This window comes from Paraburkholderia sp. EB58 (assembly GCF_050436665.1).
GTDB lineage: Bacteria > Pseudomonadota > Gammaproteobacteria > Burkholderiales > Burkholderiaceae > Paraburkholderia.
This window is the reverse complement of the sequence record NZ_JBNDMQ010000055.1, coordinates 9719-29509: the sequence shown is the minus strand read 5'-3', so window position 1 is coordinate 29509 and position 19791 is coordinate 9719. Positions and strand designations below refer to the sequence as shown.

Sequence of the window (19791 nt, the reverse complement as noted above, 5' to 3'; positions counted from 1 at the left end):
ATGCGACGCGGGCATTTAGCGCGCGCTGCTTACTGGAGAGGAGTGAGCAAGATGATTGGCTACATGTACTACAACCGCTTCGGCCATGCCGGCTTTACCGACCGGCATAAAGGCCGTACCGCTGCGTCGGCGCAGACCTGCCCCGTTTGCCTGCTGCGCGTCGACGCACGCGGCGGCACGTTGCCTGACGGCACCGTGCTGGAAAAATCCGAATGGACTGCCAAGGTCTGCACGCAGATCAAGGATGACACCGTCAACGGCGGCTATCAGGCCGGCTGCACCGCATGTGTTTATCCGGCCGCTTGAGTCGGGACAGTAGGCCGCAGGGCAATTGCAACGTGATACCACGGAGAGAATAGATGCAACATTTCACCATCAAACCTGGCGTGCCGCTTGCCGAGCAAGCCGAACTCGGCCATAACCGCTGGCACCCGGATATTCCGTTTCTGTCGACGGTCAAGCCCGGCGAAGAAATCATCATCGAATCGCTCGATTTTCTCGATGCGCAAATCAAGGACGATGACGGCACCGACGACGTGCGCGACATCGACCTTACCCGTGCGCACCCGCTGACCGGTCCGTTCCATATCGAAGGGGCGGAGCCCGGCGACTTGCTGGTTGTCGATCTGCTCGATATCAAACCGATCACGCCCGTAGGATTTTCCGGTGTATTCGCGAAGAGCAACGGTGGCGGCTTTCTCGGCGACTATTTCCCCGATCCCGCCAAGGCGATTTGGGACCTCAAGGGTTTGTACGCGACCTCGCGCCATATTCCGGGCGTGCGCATCGCCGGGTTGACGCATCCTGGCCTGATGGGCTGTCTGCCGTCCGCCGAATTGCTGGGCGAATGGAATCGGCGCGAGGCGCCGCTGGCGGCGCTAGGTCTTGCCAAACCGCCCGAGCCGTCTACCGCCGTTCTGCGCGGCGTGAGCGGAGCTGCGTTCGACCGGATGGCGAAAGAGGCGGCGCGCACGGTTCCGCCGCGTGAACATGGCGGTAACACCGACATCAAGGACCTTTCCAGCGGCACCAGGATTTTCTTCCCGGTCTACGTCAAAGGCGCGGGGTTCTCGATGGGCGATCTGCATTTTTCTCAAGGCGACGGCGAGATCAGCTTTTGCGGCGCGATTGAAATGGACGGCGCCACCCACGTCGGCTTTGACCTGATCAAAGGCGGCATGGCCAAGTACAACCTGAGCGCGCCGGTCTTCATGCCTAGCCCGGTCAGGCCGCACTACGACCAATGGCTGACCTTTGAAGGCATCAGCGTCGAGAACGGCAAGAACTACTACATGGATGCGACGGTTGCTTACCGCCAGGCTTGCCTGAAGGCAATCGACTATCTGACGCACCATGGATTTACCGGACCGCAGGCATACATGCTGCTCACCGCGGCGCCGGTCGAAGGGCGCATCGGCGGCATTGTCGATATTCCGAATTGCTCGGCCACCGTCTCGTTGCCGCTCGCCATCTTCGAGAAGAATATCGCCCCGACCGGAATGCTCAACGATCGCGCCTTCTGGGGCCACGGGAAGTAACGGGGAGCTCGACGGACCCGAAGCGGCGGGCATAGTCGTCCCGCCGCGACACCCGGCGCATTGCGCGCCGGCCTTTTTGACGATCGAATCGGGATGCTTGCCATGCCTCTTTACGATATGCGTTGTCCCTCATGTGAGGGCATCTTCGAAAAACTGCTCGCCGTATCCAGGCGCGACGATCCCGTCGAGTGTCCCTATTGCGAGCAAAGCGTCGAGCCGGAAACCATGATTACCGCCCGCAACGTGCAGGTCAGCGTCACCGAACAATGGAGGCCGCGCAGCCAGGCCGAACAGTTGACCGGAGCGGGCGTGACAGGGCCCGGGACGCGCGCCGGGGCGGGACGCTCGAGCGTCCTGCATGTCTGCAAAGGCGGCAATTGCAGCCTGTGCGGCTAAGGGCGTAACGGCACGTTTCAGTGCGAAGCCCACATGCAGTTCATCTGCTGTGGGCCTTGTGTTTCCAGGGTGCCGGCCATGGGCGGCACGTGATCGATCGGTACATGGACAGAAGTGATGGGCGAGCTTGCCCGGGAGATGAGGTATGCGACACGGCGATATATCGAGCAGCAACGATTGTTTGGGCGTAGCGGTGGTCAACTACAAGATGCCCAGCCTGCACACGAAGGCAGAGGTTCTCGACAATGCGCGCAAGATCGGCGAGATGCTGGTCGGCATGAAGCGCGGTCTACCGGGCATGGATCTCGTGGTGTTTCCTGAATATTCGACCCACGGCATCATGTACGACGCCAAGGAGATGTACGAAACGGCGTCGACCATTCCCGGCGAAGAGACTGAAATCTTCGCCGCCGCCTGTCGCAAAGCCAACGTATGGGGCATTTTTTCGCTGACGGGCGAGCGCCACGAAGAACACCCGAACAAGGCGCCCTATAACACGCTGATCCTGATGAACAACCACGGCGAGATCGTGCAGAAATATCGCAAGATCATGCCGTGGGTGCCCATCGAAGGCTGGTATCCGGGCGATTGCACCTATGTTTCGGATGGTCCCAAGGGCATGAAGATCAGCCTGATCATCTGCGACGACGGCAATTTCCCGGAGATCTGGCGTGACTGTGCGATGCAGGGCGCGGAATTGATTGTGCGCTGTCAGGGCTATATGTACCCAGCCAAAGAGCAGCAGGTGATGGTGGCCAAGACCATGGCGTGGATGAACAACGTGTATGTCGCGGTGGCCAATGCTACCGGCTTCGACGGCGTTTATTCCTATTTCGGCCATTCGGCAATCGTCGGCTTCGACGGCCGGACGCTTGGCGAGTGCGGCGAGGAGGAGATGGGCATTCAATACGCGGAACTGTCGATCAGTCTGATTCGCGACGCGCGCAAGAACATGCAGTCGCAAAACCACTTGTTCAAGCTGCTGCACCGCGGCTATACGGGAACCATCAATTCGGGCGACGACGTCAAAGGCGTCGCCGCCTGTCCGTATAACTTCTATTCCCGATGGATCAACGACCCGGAAGGAACCCGCAAAACGGTCGAATCGTTTACGCGCAGCACGGTGGGCACACCGGAGTGTCCGATCGAGGGCATTCCCAATCAGGAACCCAGCCACCGCTAAAGCCCGGGCACATGGCGTCGTCGTATGCCATGTGTCTGCAAGATTGTTCTTTGGCGTGCTTTCACGACGCAATACGACTCACCATGTCCATAACGCCTTATCTGCTGACTGAAGAGCCGTACTATCAACCGGTCGATAGCGAAATCGCCGTATACGAATCGGCCTACCGCCTGCGCTTGCCGCTGATGCTCAAAGGCCCGACCGGCTGCGGCAAGACACGTTTCGTCGAGCACATGGCATGGCGCCTGAAGCGTCCTTTGATCACGCTCGCCTGTAACGAGGACATGACCGCGGCCGACCTGGTCGGCCGCTACCTGCTCGGCCCCGAGGGCACCTTCTGGCAAGACGGTCCGCTAACACTGGCCGTGCGCCACGGCGCGATCTGCTACCTCGATGAAGTTGTGGAGATGCGCCAGGATTCAATGGTCGTGATCCATCCTCTCACCGACACGCGGCGCCTGCTGCCGCTCGACAAGAAGGGCGAAGCCGTCCACGCGCATCCGGATTTCCAGTTGGTGGTCTCATACAATCCCGACTATCAAAGCATTTCAAAGGACCTCAAGCAATCGACGAGGCAGCGGTTTTGTTCGCTCGACTTCGATTATCCGCGGGCCGAACACGAAGCGACGATCGTGGCCCATGAAAGCGGCGCACCGCTCGCTTTATGCGAGCAACTGGTCGGCATAGCGGCCTGCTCGCGGGCATTGCGAGGCAGAGGGCTGGACGAAGGTATTTCGACCCGCATGTTGATCCATGCCGCGCGTCTGATCGGCGACGGCCAGCCAGTGCGGTTGGCTTGCCGGGTGGCGCTCAGTCTTCCGCTGACGGACGACCCCGATATGCTCGAAGCGCTCGACGGATTTGTCGAGGCACACTTCGGCTAGACAATGCCGTCAACCCTCGCCAGTCAAGCCGCCGACGCGCCAGCGCGTTGGGACGGCGTAAGCTCCGCGCCCGCTGTTCCGGATCGGTCTGCCGCATTCGATGCGGCGCGTCTTGCACCCTATCGGCAGGCGCTAGGTCGCATGCTGGACGAGGCTTCGCAGGTAGCGCTGATCGAAGTGCTCGGCGAACTCGAGCGGGCCGCGCCTGATTGCGTGCCGCCCGTGCTGGGCCAAATTGAATTCCTGCTGGCAAGGGCCGGGGTTGCCGGCCTCTATGGATGGGCGCTTGCCGGTCTGCGCGCCTATGCCGGCGAGCGTGCCGCGCGGTTGCGCTATTTCACATGCAGCGACGCCCTGTCGGTACAGATTCTGAACTGGGAAGCTGCAGGGCGTCCTGAACAGCCCGCGCCCGCGGCATTGGAAGCTTACCTGTTCGGCCTGAGCGGTCTCACAGTCGCTATCGGTACCCGTCGACAAGGGTTACTGAACGGGCCGCCGGCACGTCCGGTGCTGACGCGCGGAATGCTCGCGTTGCCGGATTCGTACACCTTCCTCGACTGCCCGGATCGAAGCGGCCTGATGCGAGCGGCGAGCGCCCACGCGGTTGCCCATCTGTTGTTCTCACCCGCGGCTCAACCCGCCGCGGCGCGCAAGCCGCTCGCGTTGACGGTGATTTCCTTGCTCGAGGATGCACGGGCCGAAGCGCTGCTGGCGCGCCGCTATCCGGGTGTGGAAATCCTTTGGCGCAGCCTGCATGGCGCGTCTCCGGCCGACGGCCTCGGCTGCGCCGCATTGCTTGCGCGCCTGAGTCGCGCGCTGATCGATCCGCACTACCGGGACGACAACTTCTGGGTGAATAAAGGCCGGCGTCTGTTCGACGCGCAGCGCGCCTGCCTGGAAGATGCCGCTGCGTTCAACAGCATGGGCGCCGTGCTGGCTAACGACCTCGGGCAGATGCGCGTGCAGTTCGACTTGCCCGGCTACGCCGCCGCTCCGGCGTACCGCGATGACCATAGCTATTTGTGGGACTACGGTGAGCAGGCGGCATCCGATCATGCGGCGCTAGAGCAACCCGTCTCGCTGCAATTGCTGCCTGAAGACATATCGGCCGACGCGGCCAGCGGGGATGGTGCGTTGAACCCGCCAGACGCGTCGCCCGCCGAAGCATTGACCTGGGGGGCGCAGCGCAGCGTGAACTACCCGGAATGGGACGAGCGGATCGAAACGTTGCGAGACAACTGGTGCACGCTGTACGAAAAGTCCGGGCGGGAGCCCGGCTCAACGATTGCGCAAATGCGCAGGGCGCGCTTGCGCGGCCTCGCGGGCGGAGGCGAACTCGACCGCTCGGTGCGGCTAAAGCGCCAGCCACAGGGGGAACGCTTCGATCTGGATGCATTGGTCGATGCGATTTCAAGCCGGCGACAAGGCGGCAATATCGATGAGCGTGTATTCGAGAATCCCGGAAGACGCGTGCGTGAAGCGTCGGCATTGTTCCTGCTGGACGTTTCCGCATCGAGTGCGAGTCGGTTAGGTTCGCATTCGGTCAGCGTGCTGGAAACCGAGAAAGCCCTTGCTCTGCACGCAGTCGCGCTGGCCCGGCAGGGCGGCCACCGGGCTGCCATTCACGGTTTTGCCTCCAGCACACGCAAACACGTGCACTATGAACGCTATCTGGATTTCGACATGCCGTTTTGCGAGGTTGCACGCGAACGCCTCGCCAGCGCGACGGCCGCCTGGTCAACCCGCTTTGGCGCGGCAGTGCGCCATGCGACCGCGCTGATCGAGGACCAGCCGGAGGACATCCGCGCCATTCTGATGGTGACGGACGGCGCACCGGCGGACATCGACGTGACACGCGACGCCTATCTGGTCGAAGATGCCCGGGTAGCCGTCCAGCATGCGAGGCGAGCTGGAATCCGCTGCTTCTGCATGGCTTTGGACACGCAGGCCGACTCGTATGTGCGTCGAATTTTCGGAGCGGGGAATTATCTGATCTCGGTGGATCCGGATTTCTTGCAGCTGCGCTTGAAGTCCGTCCTGGCGAAACTGGTCCGCCCCTAAGCGGCGGGTTGCAATTCAAGGCTTGCGTCGACATCGACTGGGCCGAGACGGGCCGTAGGATCTAGACAAGACGCTCGAGAAACGAAACGCACGCATGTAACTCGCTCACGGTGATGTACTCGTCCGCTTTGTGGGCGCGCGTTATAGAACCGGGGCCGCATACGACAGCCGGGATGCCAATCGACTGGAACAGGCCACCCTCTGTACCGAACGAGAGTGTGGTCACACTGCTATCGTCAAGCAAACGGCCGCAAAGCGCCTTGAGTGCGGCCGACGATGCATCGTCGCTGAGGCCCGGGTACTCGACGAGCGGCTGCAACTCGATTGCCGCGTCGGCAGCAACGCGCTTCATCTCCGGCAGCAGCGTACCGCTCGCAAAACGCGTCAGCTCACCGACGATTCGTTCGCCGTCTGCGCCGGGCAATTCCCGGATCTCGAACTCGAACTCGCAGCGATCGGGCACCACGTTGACCGCGACGCCGCCGCCGATCGTGCCGGTCTGCACTGTGGAGAACGGTGGGTCGTAGCGCGCATCGCGGGCGCCGTCGGTTTGCAGCGCGCGGCCGCGGTTGCGTACGAACGCCACGAGGTCGGCAGCATATTCGACCGCATTGACAGCAAGGTGAGGTTGCGCGGAGTGGCCGGCCAGGCCCCTCACGCAGCATCGATACGCGCTTTTGCCTTTGTGCGCCGATGCCAGTCGCATTTCGGTCGGCTCGCCGATAATGCAGCCTGTTGGTCTTGCGACATCCTTCGCCAGTTCATCGAGCAGGCCACGCACGCCGACGCAGCCGATTTCCTCGTCGTAGCTGATCGCGATATGGATAGGTGTGTCGGTCACGTGCTCGACGAAATACGGCACCGTCGCAAGCACGCACGCGATGAAGCCCTTCATGTCAGACGTGCCTCGACCATAGAGATATCCGTCGTCCCGTTCGAGCAGCACGAACGGGTCGGAGCTCCAGGGCTGTCCCTCGACCGGAACGACATCCGAATGTCCCGACAGGCAGATGCCGCCTCGCTCCGCCGGTCCGATCGTCGCGTAGAGATTGGAGCGCTGGCCATCGGCGCTGTAGACCCGGCGTGAGCGCACGCCGTGGCTGGCGAGATAGTCTTCCACGAACGCTATCAGGTCGAGATTCGATTGTCGGCTAATCGATTTGAAGCTGACGAGCTTCGAGAGCAGGTCGACGACGGTTTTCATGGCAGATAAAGATAAGTTATGACTTCACGGCGATCACGTCGATTTCGACGACCCATTCCGGACGTGCGAGTGCCGTCACAGTCAAGCCGGTCGAAACCGCGTGCACACCTTTCAGCCAGCGTCCGACCACACGATAGACGGCCTCGCGATAACGCACGTCGGTGAGATAGATTGTCACCTTGCAGATATCTTCGAGCTTGCTACCGGCTTCTTCCAGCAGCATCTTGACGTTTGCCATTGCCTGTTCCGTCTGCGCAGCGGCATCGCCGATACCGACCGATTCATGCGTATCCAGATTCTGTCCAATCTGGCCGCGCAGAAAAACCATGTTGCCCGCTACGACGGCCTGCGCGAGATCATTGTTGAGCGACTGTTCCGGATAGGTATCCTTGGTGTTGAACGGACGAATACGGGTATGTTCCATGGTGCTGTCTATCTCTGGTTAATTGTTCAATGGGTCAGAATGCGGGAAAGAAACTGGCGCGCCCGTGCGGACTGAGCACCCTCGAAAAACGCCGCAGCCGGAGAGTCCTCGACGATTGCGCCGCCCTCCATAAAAACGATGCGGTCCGCAACCTTGCGCGCGAAGCCCATCTCGTGCGTGACGACCATCATGGTCATGCCGTCACGGGCGAGATCGATCATCACGTCGAGAACTTCGTTGATCATTTCGGGGTCGAGCGCCGAGGTGGGCTCGTCGAACAACATTGCGATGGGATCCATCGAAAGTGCCCGCACGATCGCAACGCGCTGCTGCTGGCCACCCGACAACTTGCCCGGATATTTCTCCGCATGCTCGCGCAGGCCGACGCGTTCGAGCAAACCGAGCGCCTTTGCCACCGCTTCCTCGCGGTCCCTCCCGAGCACCTTGATCTGCGCAAGCGTCAGATTGCCAAGCACGCTCATGTGTGGAAAGAGTTCGAAGTGCTGAAACACCATACCGACGCGCGCACGAAGCGCCGATAAGCGCGTCGTCCGATCTCCGACCGATACACCGTCTACGATGATCTCGCCCGCCTGGAATGGCTCCAGGCCGTTCACACATTTGATCAATGTGCTCTTGCCCGAACCGGACGGCCCGCAAACGACAACGACTTCGCCTTTCGTCACCTGGGTCGTGCAGCCGTCGAGCACCTTGAACGCACCGTAGTGCTTGCTGACCCGCCTGATCTCGATCATGAGTGAGCCTTCGCGATGGTCAGCGCCGGTGGTCAAAATAGCCTGCGCGGATCGCGCTGCCGATCAGGTTCAGGATCAGCCGCCCGGCGGTTACGCACGAGATCTGGTTGAGATCGTCCTTGGCGGGTTGGATTTCGACGATATCCATGCCGACCACGCGCCCTTTGCGCACGAGGCCGTGAATCAGCTTGCGCGCCTGGAGGAAGGTGACGCCGCCCGGCGCGGGACCGGCGACGGCGGGCATCACTGAGGGATCGAGCCCGTCCGCGTCGATCGTCAGGTAGTAGTTTCCGCCGTCGGGAATCCGCTCCAACACCGCATCCATGCCGATATCGTGAAGCTCGTACGCGGTGATGAGCTCCGATCCGTACGCTTTCGCCGCGCGCAGTTCTTCCGGCCGCGCGCTGCCTTGCGCGCGCAAGCCGATCTGGACGATCTTTGTCACGTGCTTCATTTCAGAGGCGCGGCGGATCGGACTCGATAGGCCTTCGCGCACGCCGTTGACTTCGTCGCGCCAGTCCAGGTGGGCATCGACGTGGACGATCGTAATAGGACCGAGCGAATCGAATGCACGCAGCACAGGCGTCGTAATGCCGTGGTCGCCGCCCAGTACAATGGGCAGCGCGCCTGCCGCGAGGATCTTGCGCACGGCCGCCTCGACACGCTCATAGTGGCTGCCTGGCGCCGCGAGATCAGCGATCACATCGCCGCAATCGACGAAGCGGATATCGTCACGCTCTTGCAGCAGAGGGCCGTCGATGTCGAAATCATAGTGGCCGGGCGAACGCACGACGCGGTCGGTCGCCTGACGGATCGCCGTTGGTGCGTTCGTCTGATCATTGGTGAAATCGGCGGCCGAATAGGCGGCGCCATACGGCATGCCGAGCACGGCGATATCGGCTTCGAGGTTGTCGAGGTCCATCGCGAGTTCGGCATAGAGCAGCGTCTTATGTCCGGTCTTCGGTGGCACCGTGAGCGGTTTCGTCATGATTTGGATTCCTGATTACAAAGAGTTGTGGAAAGAATGCCGTACGCCGGTTCATACCCGCCGATAACGGGTCGCATAGCGCTCCGACCATCGGCCAGTCACGTCCAGCAGCACGCTGCACAACCAGTAGAACAGTGCGGTGGTGCCGAGAACTTCGACGTACGCGAACGTATCGGCAGTCAGCAGGTTGCTTTGGTACGTGAGTTCGGCAAGGCTCATCACCGAGAAGATCGACGAATCCTTGAACATCATGATCGTGAGGCTCGTCGTCGCGGGGGCGAGATAGCCGAAGATCTGCGGTAGAACGACTTGCCGCTGCACGTGCCATTCCGATAAGCCGAGTGACCGGGCCGCTTGCAGTTGTCCACGTGGCAGACTGCCGAATGCACCGCGCAGGATCTCGCAGAAATAGCCCCCGGTGTAGAACGCCGTTGCTACGACGCCGATCGCGAACGCAGGCAAATCGATACCGAGTTTCGGGAGGCCGAAGAAGCTCAGGTACACGAGAATCAGGTATGGCACGTTGCGTACGACTTCGACATAGGCGAGCGCAACCACACGCGCGATTCGCCACGCCGACCCATACAGATACGCGGCGACTGTCCCCGTCAGGATGCCGAGCGGGATGCCGAGCACGCAAACCTGTACGGTTACTTTCAGCCCCTGCAGCAAGGGACCAATCGATTGGGCGACGATGGACAGATCAATGGACATTCGGCAATACCTTCGCCACCCGGCGCTCGAGCCCACGCGACGCTGACGAGGCGACGAACAGGATCGCAAAATAGACGACCGCGGTCGCGGAAAAGACCTGCAGGGGCAAATTGGTCTGCAGTGTGGCGTCGCGTGCAACGGTCGCGAGGTCATGGACCGCGATGACCGACATGAGCGACGACGCCTTCAGCAGCATCGTGAATTCGTTGGTCAACGGCGGAATCGAGCGATAGAACAACTGCGGAAAAATGATGTGGCGCCAGGCCTGCGTCGTACGCATGCCGAGGGTGAGCGCGGCTGGTAACTGTCCGCGTCCCAGCGAGTTGAACGAGCCCCGCAGGATCTCGGATACGTAAGCGGCGGTATTCATCGCGAGCGCGAGAATGCCGGCTTGTAGCGGGGACAGCGGCAGGTTCAGTATCGAAGGCAACACATAGTAAGCGACCAGCATCTGGATGAGCGCGGGCGTGCCGCGGATCACGCTAACGTAGGCCAGCACCAGCGAGGCCAGCACGCGGCCGCCGTGCAGGCGCGCCAACAGCAGGATCGAACCCAGCACGATCCCGATAGCGAACGCCACGATACTCGCGACGATCGTGATGGCGGCACCGCCGAGCACGTCATGGAAAAATGGGCCGAGCGTCGCGATCTGCGCGCTCACGAAGGATGGCATGCTGTGTTCCGCTTCAGACTGCGCCTTCTGGCAGATAGCCGTTGGAAGGCAGGTTCATCGTGTAGCCGAACCACTGCTTCTGCAGATCCGCCAGCTTGCCGCTCTTTGCCAGTTCGTCGAGCGAGGTGTTGATAAACGCACGGATCTCCAGGTCTTGCGGATTCGCGACCCACGCGAGGTATTTCGGCTCGCCGATCTTGCCGACCACGCGATATTGGCCCGGTTCCCGCTTCATCAGCACCGCGACGATGTTCGACGGCATGATGCCCACGTCCAGCGTTTTGTTCGACAACGCGACCATGACGTCGGGATACGCCTGAAAGAGTTTCATGTCCGAATAGCCGGCACCCTTCGCTTTCAATTGCGTATCGAAAGCTTGTGCGATTGGCTGCGACGACGAGCCCATTTGTGTCCCGACGACGTGGCCAGCGACGTCGTCGGGCTTGGCGATGCGGTTGTCGTCTGCGCGCACGACCAATTGCGTGTCGACAACGCCGACCGGTTGCGAAAACGCAAAGCGCCGTGCCCGTTCAGGATTGATGCCGACGCTCGTCGCGACAAAATCGAACTTGTGCGTCATCAGGCCAGGCAGCAATCCCTGGAACGGCAGGTTGACCTGGTTGAGCGTAACGCCAAGTTTGCTTGCCATGTATTCGAGAATGTCGTGGCCGTAACCCACCACCTTGCCGTTTTCGACGAATTCGAAAGGCTCGTAAGCGGCTTCGGTACCGACCGTAAGCTTGCCGCGCTTACGAATGTCAGCAAGCGATCCGCCTTCGGCAAATGCGAAGGAAGGGACTGTCAAGGCAAGCGAAACACCGCCTGCCAGCGTGATGAATTTGCGTCGGTTAAGCGTGATCATGATGTTTTCCGGCAAGTGGTTAAGCGTTTGCTGACATGCAATGTAGGCGGTCAATAAAGTTTTGAATAACTATTTTTGTGCTGATATGGTTCCGAAATTCAAGACCTTTTGGCGGCGCTCCTTCGATGAAAAAGATGCCTCTGGACGAGCGCGACCTTCGTTCGCTGCGGGTGTTCTGCGCTGCGGCGCAAGCGAGTGGTTTTGCGGCCGCGGAACGCACGCTGTTCATGTCGAAAGCGTCGATCAGCCGGCACATCAATGAGGTCGAGGCGCGTCTTGGAATCAAGCTCTGTGAGCGTGGACCGGGAGGCTTTCAGCTTACGGAGGGCGGTGAGGTGGCATTGCGCGTGTCACTTCAGGCGCTCGAAGCGCTCGAGCGGATCAAGCCGGAAGTCGATGCGGTGCGTGGTGTGCTTTCCGGCCCGCTGGTGCTGGGTGTCTCCGAGCACGTGTTGACGAACGAGGGTTGCCACGTCGCCCACGCACTCGCGGAACTGAGCCGGGTCGCGCCGCTTGTGACGCCAACGGTGAAGGTGATGACCACCGGCGATCTCGGCACGGCTCTGGTGGAGCGCCGGGTGCAGATTGCGATTCGTGGAGCCTATAGGCGCCTCAGGACCTTTCGCCACTATCCGTTGTTCACAGAGACGCATCGCGTGTTCTATCGTCCGGGAGTGGCCGGCGGGATTGCCGGGGATTCCGATACACGGGAGCTGCCGCTCGTCTATCGCGCGCACCCTTTCGTGGAAGACGCGCTTACGACGCATGGGTTCCGGCAGGGTCCGGAGGTCAGCGGGCTCGAAGCTGTCGCGACGATGGTTGCGACGGGCCGCTGTGTCGGCCTGCTGCCCGAGCACTATGTGGCACAGTTGTCGCCTCGTTACGAATTCGCTGTGCTGCCCCAATCGCCGCACTATCTGATGCCGTTCTGTGCGATTGTCGAGGAGGCGCGGCCGCTCTCGCGCAGTGCCGAAGCGTTCCTCAACCTGTTGCTTGAGGCACACGGCTGATCCAGCCTACGCGATGCCACATCGGCACTTTCATTCCATGGTCGAGCGCGAAGGTGCCGAAGACCACCCGCATAATCACGCGATCGCCTGGAGACTGTTCTATCGCGAGGCTTGACCGTGCGTGTCAATTTTTGACAAATTCCGCTCTCATGGTCGAAACGGGCCGCGCGAAGTCCGCCGAGTTGCCATTCCACGCGCTTGCCATGTTTCGCGGCAATCTCGGCTCAACGTCTTTCCCAGGCGTACCGGCAATGCCTACGTCGTCGGCGCGTATCGCCTCAGTTATCCATTCCCGGGCGAACTGGACCCACGTCCTGATCTTCGCATCGAGATATTGCCGGGATGCGTAAACCGCGTAGACACTGAGCTCGTGCAGATGATAGTCGGGCAGCACCCTGACCAGCGATCCTGTTCGCAAAGCGGAACGGATGGCAAGCGTCGGAAGGGTCCCGATGCCCATGCCTTCGTGCAATGCCACGGCCATCGCGTCGGACATGTTCACCTTGAAGCGGCTGTCGGGAAGCTTGAATTCGCGTTCTCCGTCCGGGCCCATGAGTAGCCATCGGTCCGATGGAAACATGGGCAGCGACAATTGTAGACACGCATGGCTCGCGAGATCTTTCACGGTGCGGGGCATGCCATGAACCTCCAGATAGTGCGGCGCGGCGCACAGGACCGTGCGGATGGCCCCCAGACGATGGGAAACGAAGTTCGAATCCGGCAGCGCTTCGCGCGACAACCGGATTGCCACGTCGTAACCTTCTTCCAGAAGGTCCGGCACGCTCTGCGATAACGTCAGGTCGACGGTGACTTCCGGATAGCGCGCCTGATAGGCGGCAATCGCAGGGATGACGTAGTGCTGGCCGATGCTCGACATCGCATGAATCCTGAGGGTCCCGGCCGCAACGGCACGGGCGTCCGAAGCCTCCGCCTCGGCTGCGGCGACTAATGTCAGAATCTCGCGGCAATGCTTTAAATACCGCTGGCCGGCTTCGGTCAGTGCGACACGGCGCGTCGTGCGGTTCAAGACCCGCGTGCGCAGATGGCTTTCAAGCTCGGCGATCCAGCGGGATATCATCGGCAGCGTCGCTGACAGTTGATGCGCCGCTTTCGTAAAGCTGCCCGTTTCCGCCACCGCCACAAAGGCCTTCATGTTTCGGATGGTATCCATACTCGGCTCCCGCCTGCAAAGAGGGATCGTTTCAGCGCTTAGGAAACCTAACCGGCAGCGGTGCCGGGCGTCAGCCCGTCCTTGCGCTGCCAGCCGCCGCCAAGCGCCTTGATGAGCGAGACGTCGGCGGTCAGCCGGCGCGTCGCGATGTCGACCTGCGTCAGCCGTGCGGTGAGCTCGATGTTCTGCGCCACGATGACGTTGTAGTAGTTGGCGAGCCCCCCGGAATAGAGATGCGTCGCCTGGGTCGTCGAATCCGCGGCGGCGGTCACGGCTGCCTGCTGGCTAACTGCTTCGCGAGCGAGGAGGTGCAGCGACGCGAGACTGTCCTCGACCTCGCCGTACGCATCGAGCACGGTCTGGCGGTACTGCGCCGCCGCCTCGTCATAGGAGGCGCGCGCGCGCTCATTGAGCGCACGTCGCTTGCCGCCGTCGAACAGATTCACGACGGCGGAAGGGCCCAGCGACCACGCCTCCGCAGGTGCCGTGAAGAGGTGGTTCGGCATGGCTGCCTCGACACCGAGCAGCGCGTTCAGGTTGAAGGCCGGGTAATAGGCGGCCTTGGCAACGCCAATGTCCGCATTGGCGGCCGCGACCCGGCGTTCCGCCGCCGCGATGTCGGGACGCCGCTCGAGCAGGGCGGCGGGCAGTACCGGCGCGATGTCGGGCGGCGTTGCATCGAGCTTGTTTGCAGGCAGCGCGAAGCCTGCCGGCGGTTGTCCGGTGAGGATCGCAATGGCGTGTTCGAGGTTCGTGCGCTTCAGCCGGATTTCGGTGGCCTGCGTCGTGGCGCTTTCGAACTGCGCCTCGGCAGCGGAGACGTCCGGCTTGGCCGCGTACCCGATATTGAACCTCGCCTGGGTGAGTTCCAGCGCCTTGCGATAGTTCTCGACTGTCCGGTCGAGCACGTCCTGTTCGGCATCGTCGCCGCGCAGGATGAAGTAGTCGCTGGCGAGCTCGGCGTGGAGGCTCAGATCCACCGTTGCGAGATCGCCGGCGCTGGCCTGCTCCCGATCCGCGCCGGCCTTCGCCTGGTTGCGCACGCGTCCCCAGACGTCGATTTCGTAATCAAAGTCGAGTCCGAGGCTGTAGTTCTTGAACGATCGGTTCGGCAACGGATTCGCCGCCTCGCGCGACAAGCCCTGGCGCGAGGCGGACCCGCCGGCGTCGAGCGTGGGGTAATAGTCGGCCTGCGCCGTACTGGCATCGGCGCGTGCTTCGTCGTACTGAGCGACGGCAATCTTCAGGTTCTGGTTCGCAGCCGTCACCTGGTCTTCCAGCCGGTCGAGCGCGGGGTCCTGGAAGATCTGCCACCATGGCCCGCGTGGCGCCGAATCCCTAGGCGTCGCCGGCGTCCAGTCCGCGGACTCCTTAAAGTCGGTCGGCGTCGCAACGGGTGGCGGCACGTAGGTCGGCGCGAAATCGCAGGCGCTGAGCAGGCATGCGACGAGCGGTACGCCGCATTTCAGAAATCGCTTCATGACCGGCCTCCTCGCGCCGGATTGCGATCGCTCTGCACCCGCACGCGCTCGCCGTCAGCGAGCGACGCAGGCGGGTTGAGAATGATCTTCTCGCCCGGCGCCAGCCCGGTCGTGACCTCGACTGTCGGACCGAAGTCGCGGCCCAGCGTGACCGTATGCAGCGTGACGAGGCCGTTACTTGCGAGGCTCGCCACGCGCACCCCTTCGGCCCGAAACAGCAGTGTGTTGGCCGGAATGTTCACGCCGCGCTGCGCGACCGGCACCTTGAAGTGAACATCGGTATAGCCGCCTGGAAACAGCTCACCGCTCGCGTTGTCGGCTTCGAGCTCGACGAGCAGGGTCCGCGCGCTCGGATTGATCGCGTCCGCGGAGTGCGTGAAATTCGCCGGGAAGGTCCGTCCCGGATATTCCGGGAACTGCAGCACGGCCGTGACGCCGGGCTTCACGAGCGCCGCGTAGCTCTGCGGCACCTGCACATAGATCCTGAGCTTGCTGGTATCGGCGACGCGGAACAGCTCCGGTCCGCTGCCGCTGCCGGCATTGATCAGGTTGCCGACATCGGTTTCGCGCGCCGTGACGACCCCGTCATAGGGCGCCACGACCCGCTCGAACCCGACCAGTTGGGTCAGACGCTCGACATTCGCCTCGGCGGCGGCCACGAGCGCCGCCTTGGCGGCGGCATCGCTGGTTGCCTGATCGTCCTGCTCGGCCGAGACCGATTGCGTTGGCAGCAACGCGTGGACGCGTTTCGCCGTTTGCTGTGCAATGAGGTTGTTCGCGTTTGCTGTTGCCAGGTCGGCCCTGGCCTGACGGAGCTGCTGGTCGACTTCGGGCGAGTCGATCTCGGCCAGGAGCGTCCCGGCCTTCACGCGCGTGCCGATGTCGGTGTACCAGTGCTTCACATAGCCGCTGGTGCGCGCGTAGATCGGCGTCTCGTATTCGGCCTGCACTGTGCCGGGTAGCACGAGTGCTTCGTCCGCGGGGCCGGCGGCGGCCGTGATCACGGAGACGGTCGGCAACGCCTCGTCGTCGGTCACCTTGACGAGCGCCGCCTCGGCACTGTTACGCGACCAGATGCCCCAGGCGACCGCGCCGATCACCAGCACCACGCCGCACAGCGGGAGCAGCTTGCGCCCCTGCAGTCGATTTTCACTCATGTTCAAACTCCGTATCCAGTTCTCGTCGTTGCGTGGGGCCGGGTACCGGCGGCTTCTTCTCACTGCCATGGGTCAGGCTGAACACGGCGGGCACGAAGAGCAGGGTGGCGACGGTGGCGAAGGCAAGGCCGCCGATGACGGCGCGGCCGAGCGGCGCGTTCTGTTCGCCGCCGTCGCCGAGGCCCAGCGCCATCGGCACCATGCCGATGACCATCGCGAGTGCCGTCATCAGCACGGGGCGAAAGCGGGCGAAGCCGGCGTCCGTCGCAGCCTTCGACGCGTCGCCGCTCACCTCGAGCAGGCGATCGCGGGCGAAGCTCACCACCAGGATGCTGTTCGCGGTCGCGACGCCGACGCTCATGATTGCGCCGGTGAGCGCCGGCACGGAGAGCGGCGTGCGGGTCAGGAACAGCATCCAGACGATGCCGGCCAGCGCAGCGGGCAGCGCGGTGATGATGATGAAAGCGTCGGTCCACGACTGGAAATTGATGACGATCAGTAGATAGACGAGCAGGATCGCGAAAGCGAGACCGCCGTAGAGACCGGTGAAGGACGCCTTCATCGTCTGCACCTGGCCGCGCACCACGATGGACGAGCCGCGCGGCAGATTCTTTTTCGCCGCATTGACGATCTTGTAGACGTCGGTTGCAACGGCACCGAGATCGCGGTCCTGCACGGCGGCGTAGATGTCGATGGTCGGCTTCACGTTGTAGTGCGAGACCACAGCCGGTCCCACGCTGCGCGTGATCGTGCTGACTGCCCCGAGGATTTGCGCCTGGCCGCCAGCGGCCGTGAGCGTCACGTTGCGAAGCGCGTCCAGCGAATCGAGCTGCGGCTGCGGCGTCTGAGTGACGAGCGGATAGGAGACGCCGTTTTTCGTGTCGAGCCAGAACGTCGGGTTGGTCTGGAAGCTGCCCGTCAGCGTGAACAGCAGGTCGTTGGCCACCTCGCGCTGGGACAGGCCCACATCCTGCGCGCGACTGCGGTCGACCTTGACGTCGAACTCAGGATAGTCGAGGTCCTGCTGGATGCGCACATCGGCAATGCCCGACACGTGCCGCACCTGCGACTGTAGTTGCTGCGTGAAAGCGTTGTTGGCCGCGACGTTGAATCCGCTGACCTGGATATCGATAGGCGCCGGGGCGCCGAAATTCAGGATCTGGCTGACGATGTCGGCGGGCAGGAAAGCGAAGCTCACGCCGGGATACGCCTCTGGCAACGATGCCCGCAACTGACGCACATAGTCCGCGGTCGGGCGATGGTCTTCTTTCAGCGTGATGAGAATGTCGGCATCGGCGGCCGTGGTCGGGGCGGAGTTGCTGTACGAGAGATTGATGCCGCTGACTGGTAGGCCGATATTGTCGACCACGCTAGATATTTCGGAACCCGGAATGGTTTTCCGCACAGTCGCCTCGACCTCGTCGGTGAGCCGCGCGGTTTCCTCGACCCGCAGGCCGGCATGGCCGCGCAGGTGTAGCTTGATCTGACCGCTGTCGACCGACGGAAAGAAGTTGCTGCCGAGCCACGGAACGAGCGCAAGCGACGCCAGCATGCAGCCAAGGAACACCGGGATGAAGACGCGGCGCCGTGTAATCATTCGCGCCAGAACCTGGTGGTAGCGTAGACGCAGTGCCTCGAAGCCGCGCTGGAAGGCACCCTGCAGTCCGACGAGCGGATTGCGCGAGCCGCGCTCCGCGTCGTGCCCCTTGTGTCCCTCGTGCATCCGCAACCAGTACTTGGCGAGGGTGGGGATCAGCGTGCGGGACAGCACATACGAGGCGAGCATGGCGAAGACGATCGCCTCCGCCAGCGGCACGAAGAGATAGCGCGCGACGCCCGACAGGAAGAACATCGGCACGAAAACTATACATATGCACAGCGTAGCGACCAACGCCGGCACGGCGATTTCCTGAGCGCCTGCGAGGATGGCCGCCTCGACTTCGGCGCCCCGTTCGAGATGGGAATTGATACTTTCGATGGCAACCGTGGCATCGTCGACCAGAATCCCGACGGCGAGCGCCAGTCCTCCCAGCGTCATGATGTTGATCGTCTCGCCCAGAAGCGACAGCCCGATCAGCGAGCAGAGCACCGAGAGCGGGATCGAAATGGTGATGATGAGCGTCGAGCGCCAGCTTCCGAGGAAGAGCAGGATCATGAGCGCGGTCAACGCGGCGGCGATGAGGCCTTCGCGCACCACGCCGCTGATGGCCCCTTTGACGAACACCGATTGATCGCCGATTGGCTGGATGTCGAGCGCGGGCGGTGAGGCGTCGCGCACCGATGGCAGGAGCGCCTTGATCTGGCCGATGATATCGAGCGTCGACGCGGTGCCGGTCTTCTGGATGGTCATCAGCGACGCGTGTTGGCCGTCGACGCGCACGATGTTGGTCTGTGGCGCCGAGCCGTCGCGCACATGCGCCACGTCGTGGACGTAGACGACCGTGCCGTTGACTGTCTTGATCGGCAGGTCGTTGAGGTCCTGCACGGCAACCGGGCTGCCGTTCAATTTAATGTTGTACTCGAACTCTCCTACCTTCTGCGTGCCGGCCGGGATGATCAGATTCTGCGCATTGATCGCGTTGACGACGTCGTCGGCCGAAACGCCGCGCGCCTGCAGCAGCCGCTGGTCGAGATCGACCTGCACCTGGCGCGTACGTCCCCCGTACGGAAACGGAATCGACGCGCCCGCAACGCCGGCGAGCTGTGTTCTGACGAAATTATTGGCGAGGTCGTAGAGACCCTGCTCCGGAATGGTCTTGCTGGAAAGCGCCAGCTGAATGATAGGGACGCTGGAGGCGTTATAGGCGAGGATGAGCGGCGGCGTGCTGCCTGGCGGCAATTGCTTCAGCCACGATTGCGCACCCGCCGTCAGCTGACTCATCGAGAGGTCAACGTTCGTGCCCGGGTGAAAGAAGTACTTGATAACCGAAACACCCGAGAGCGACTGTGACTCGATGTGCTCGATATTGTTGACCGTGGCAAGCGTAAAACGCTCGAAGTTCCCGGTGATGCGGTCGCTCATCTCGTTCGGCGGCAGGCCGCTATAGGTCCAGATGACGCTGACGACCGGAATGTTGATATTGGGGAAGATATCCGTTGGCGTGCGCAGCACCGCGAGCGGCCCGATGATGCCGAGCAGCAGCGCGAGGACGATAAAAGTGTAGGGCCTTCTGAGTGCTACCCTGACGATCCACATTGCGGCACTCCTATTGCGTGCATATGCACTAATTTGCGAACTCCGCTACCAACGGACGCACTACCGGTCGACCCACGGCGGTTTAATCATGCTA

General features: G+C 62.3%; 18 protein-coding genes. 7 read left to right on the top strand and 11 right to left on the bottom strand.

Annotation, left to right across the window (positions count from 1 at the left end; genetic code table 11):
* Window positions 1–51 precede the first annotated feature (51 nt).
* From P3T40_RS41620 to P3T40_RS41595, 6 genes are all read left to right on the top strand, one after another.
* Complete coding sequence (locus P3T40_RS41620) at window positions 52–306, top strand: hypothetical protein (protein WP_429273500.1); 255 nt, start codon at window positions 52–54, stop codon at window positions 304–306.
* 53 nt (window positions 307–359) lie between these two features.
* Window positions 360–1538 carry a formamidase gene (fmdA, locus tag P3T40_RS41615; RefSeq protein ID WP_429273488.1) on the top strand — a complete coding sequence of 393 codons (1179 nt, stop codon included), beginning with the start codon at window positions 360–362 and terminating at the stop codon, window positions 1536–1538.
* 102 nt (window positions 1539–1640) lie between these two features.
* Window positions 1641–1934, top strand: a complete 294-nt coding sequence (locus P3T40_RS41610; RefSeq protein ID WP_429273487.1) for an FmdB family zinc ribbon protein — start codon at window positions 1641–1643, stop codon at window positions 1932–1934.
* 145 nt (window positions 1935–2079) lie between these two features.
* On the top strand, window positions 2080–3117 hold the full coding sequence (locus P3T40_RS41605; protein ID WP_429273486.1) for an aliphatic amidase: 1038 nt from the start codon (window positions 2080–2082) through the stop codon (window positions 3115–3117).
* An 83-nt stretch (window positions 3118–3200) separates the two neighbouring features.
* Window positions 3201–4001 (top strand): CbbQ/NirQ/NorQ/GpvN family protein, encoded by an 801-nt coding sequence (locus tag P3T40_RS41600; RefSeq protein WP_429273485.1) that lies wholly within the window; start codon window positions 3201–3203, stop codon window positions 3999–4001.
* Between the two features lie 3 nt (window positions 4002–4004).
* Window positions 4005–6062 carry a nitric oxide reductase activation protein NorD gene (locus tag P3T40_RS41595; protein WP_429273484.1) on the top strand — a complete coding sequence of 686 codons (2058 nt, stop codon included), beginning with the start codon at window positions 4005–4007 and terminating at the stop codon, window positions 6060–6062.
* A gap of 61 nt (window positions 6063–6123) precedes the next feature.
* Here the strand turns inward: P3T40_RS41595 and argE are convergent, their stop codons facing one another.
* From argE to P3T40_RS41560, 7 genes are read right to left on the bottom strand one after another with little or no spacing between them, the layout of a single operon-like run.
* Complete coding sequence (gene argE / locus P3T40_RS41590; protein WP_429273483.1) at window positions 6124–7266, bottom strand: acetylornithine deacetylase; 1143 nt, start codon at window positions 7264–7266, stop codon at window positions 6124–6126.
* Between the two features lie 16 nt (window positions 7267–7282).
* The gene (locus P3T40_RS41585) at window positions 7283–7690 is read right to left on the bottom strand and encodes a RidA family protein (protein ID WP_429273482.1); all 408 of its coding nucleotides are present in this window, start codon (window positions 7688–7690) and stop codon (window positions 7283–7285) included.
* Between the two features lie 26 nt (window positions 7691–7716).
* Window positions 7717–8445 (bottom strand): amino acid ABC transporter ATP-binding protein, encoded by a 729-nt coding sequence (locus tag P3T40_RS41580; RefSeq protein ID WP_429273481.1) that lies wholly within the window; start codon window positions 8443–8445, stop codon window positions 7717–7719.
* Window positions 8446–8464: 19 nt separating this feature from the next.
* Entirely contained in the window at window positions 8465–9433 is a 969-nt protein-coding gene (locus tag P3T40_RS41575) for an agmatinase (RefSeq protein ID WP_429273480.1), read from the bottom strand.
* 51 nt (window positions 9434–9484) lie between these two features.
* The gene (locus P3T40_RS41570) at window positions 9485–10147 is read right to left on the bottom strand and encodes an amino acid ABC transporter permease (protein WP_429273479.1); all 663 of its coding nucleotides are present in this window, start codon (window positions 10145–10147) and stop codon (window positions 9485–9487) included.
* Window positions 10137–10820, bottom strand: a complete 684-nt coding sequence (locus P3T40_RS41565; RefSeq protein WP_429273478.1) for an amino acid ABC transporter permease — start codon at window positions 10818–10820, stop codon at window positions 10137–10139. The genes P3T40_RS41570 and P3T40_RS41565 overlap by 11 nt, the downstream gene beginning before the upstream one ends.
* A gap of 13 nt (window positions 10821–10833) precedes the next feature.
* Entirely contained in the window at window positions 10834–11682 is an 849-nt protein-coding gene (locus P3T40_RS41560; protein ID WP_429273477.1) for a transporter substrate-binding domain-containing protein, read from the bottom strand.
* A gap of 125 nt (window positions 11683–11807) precedes the next feature.
* Between P3T40_RS41560 and P3T40_RS41555 the strand changes: the two genes are divergently transcribed.
* A complete protein-coding gene (locus P3T40_RS41555) occupies window positions 11808–12692 on the top strand; it encodes a LysR family transcriptional regulator (protein WP_429273476.1) in 885 nt (294 codons plus the stop codon).
* Window positions 12693–12816: 124 nt separating this feature from the next.
* On the opposite strand, the gene P3T40_RS41550 is transcribed toward P3T40_RS41555, so the two are convergent.
* The 4 genes from P3T40_RS41550 to P3T40_RS41535 are packed head-to-tail and all read right to left on the bottom strand — an operon-like array spanning window position 12817 to window position 19697.
* The gene (locus P3T40_RS41550; protein ID WP_429273475.1) at window positions 12817–13863 is read right to left on the bottom strand and encodes a LysR family transcriptional regulator; all 1047 of its coding nucleotides are present in this window, start codon (window positions 13861–13863) and stop codon (window positions 12817–12819) included.
* A 47-nt stretch (window positions 13864–13910) separates the two neighbouring features.
* A complete protein-coding gene (locus P3T40_RS41545; protein ID WP_429273474.1) occupies window positions 13911–15344 on the bottom strand; it encodes an efflux transporter outer membrane subunit in 1434 nt (477 codons plus the stop codon).
* On the bottom strand, window positions 15341–16501 hold the full coding sequence (locus P3T40_RS41540) for an efflux RND transporter periplasmic adaptor subunit (RefSeq protein ID WP_429273473.1): 1161 nt from the start codon (window positions 16499–16501) through the stop codon (window positions 15341–15343). The genes P3T40_RS41545 and P3T40_RS41540 overlap by 4 nt, the downstream gene beginning before the upstream one ends.
* Window positions 16494–19697, bottom strand: coding sequence for an efflux RND transporter permease subunit (locus P3T40_RS41535; RefSeq protein WP_429273472.1), 3204 nt, complete (start codon window positions 19695–19697; stop codon window positions 16494–16496). The genes P3T40_RS41540 and P3T40_RS41535 overlap by 8 nt, the downstream gene beginning before the upstream one ends.
* Between the last annotated feature and the right edge of the window lie 94 nt (window positions 19698–19791).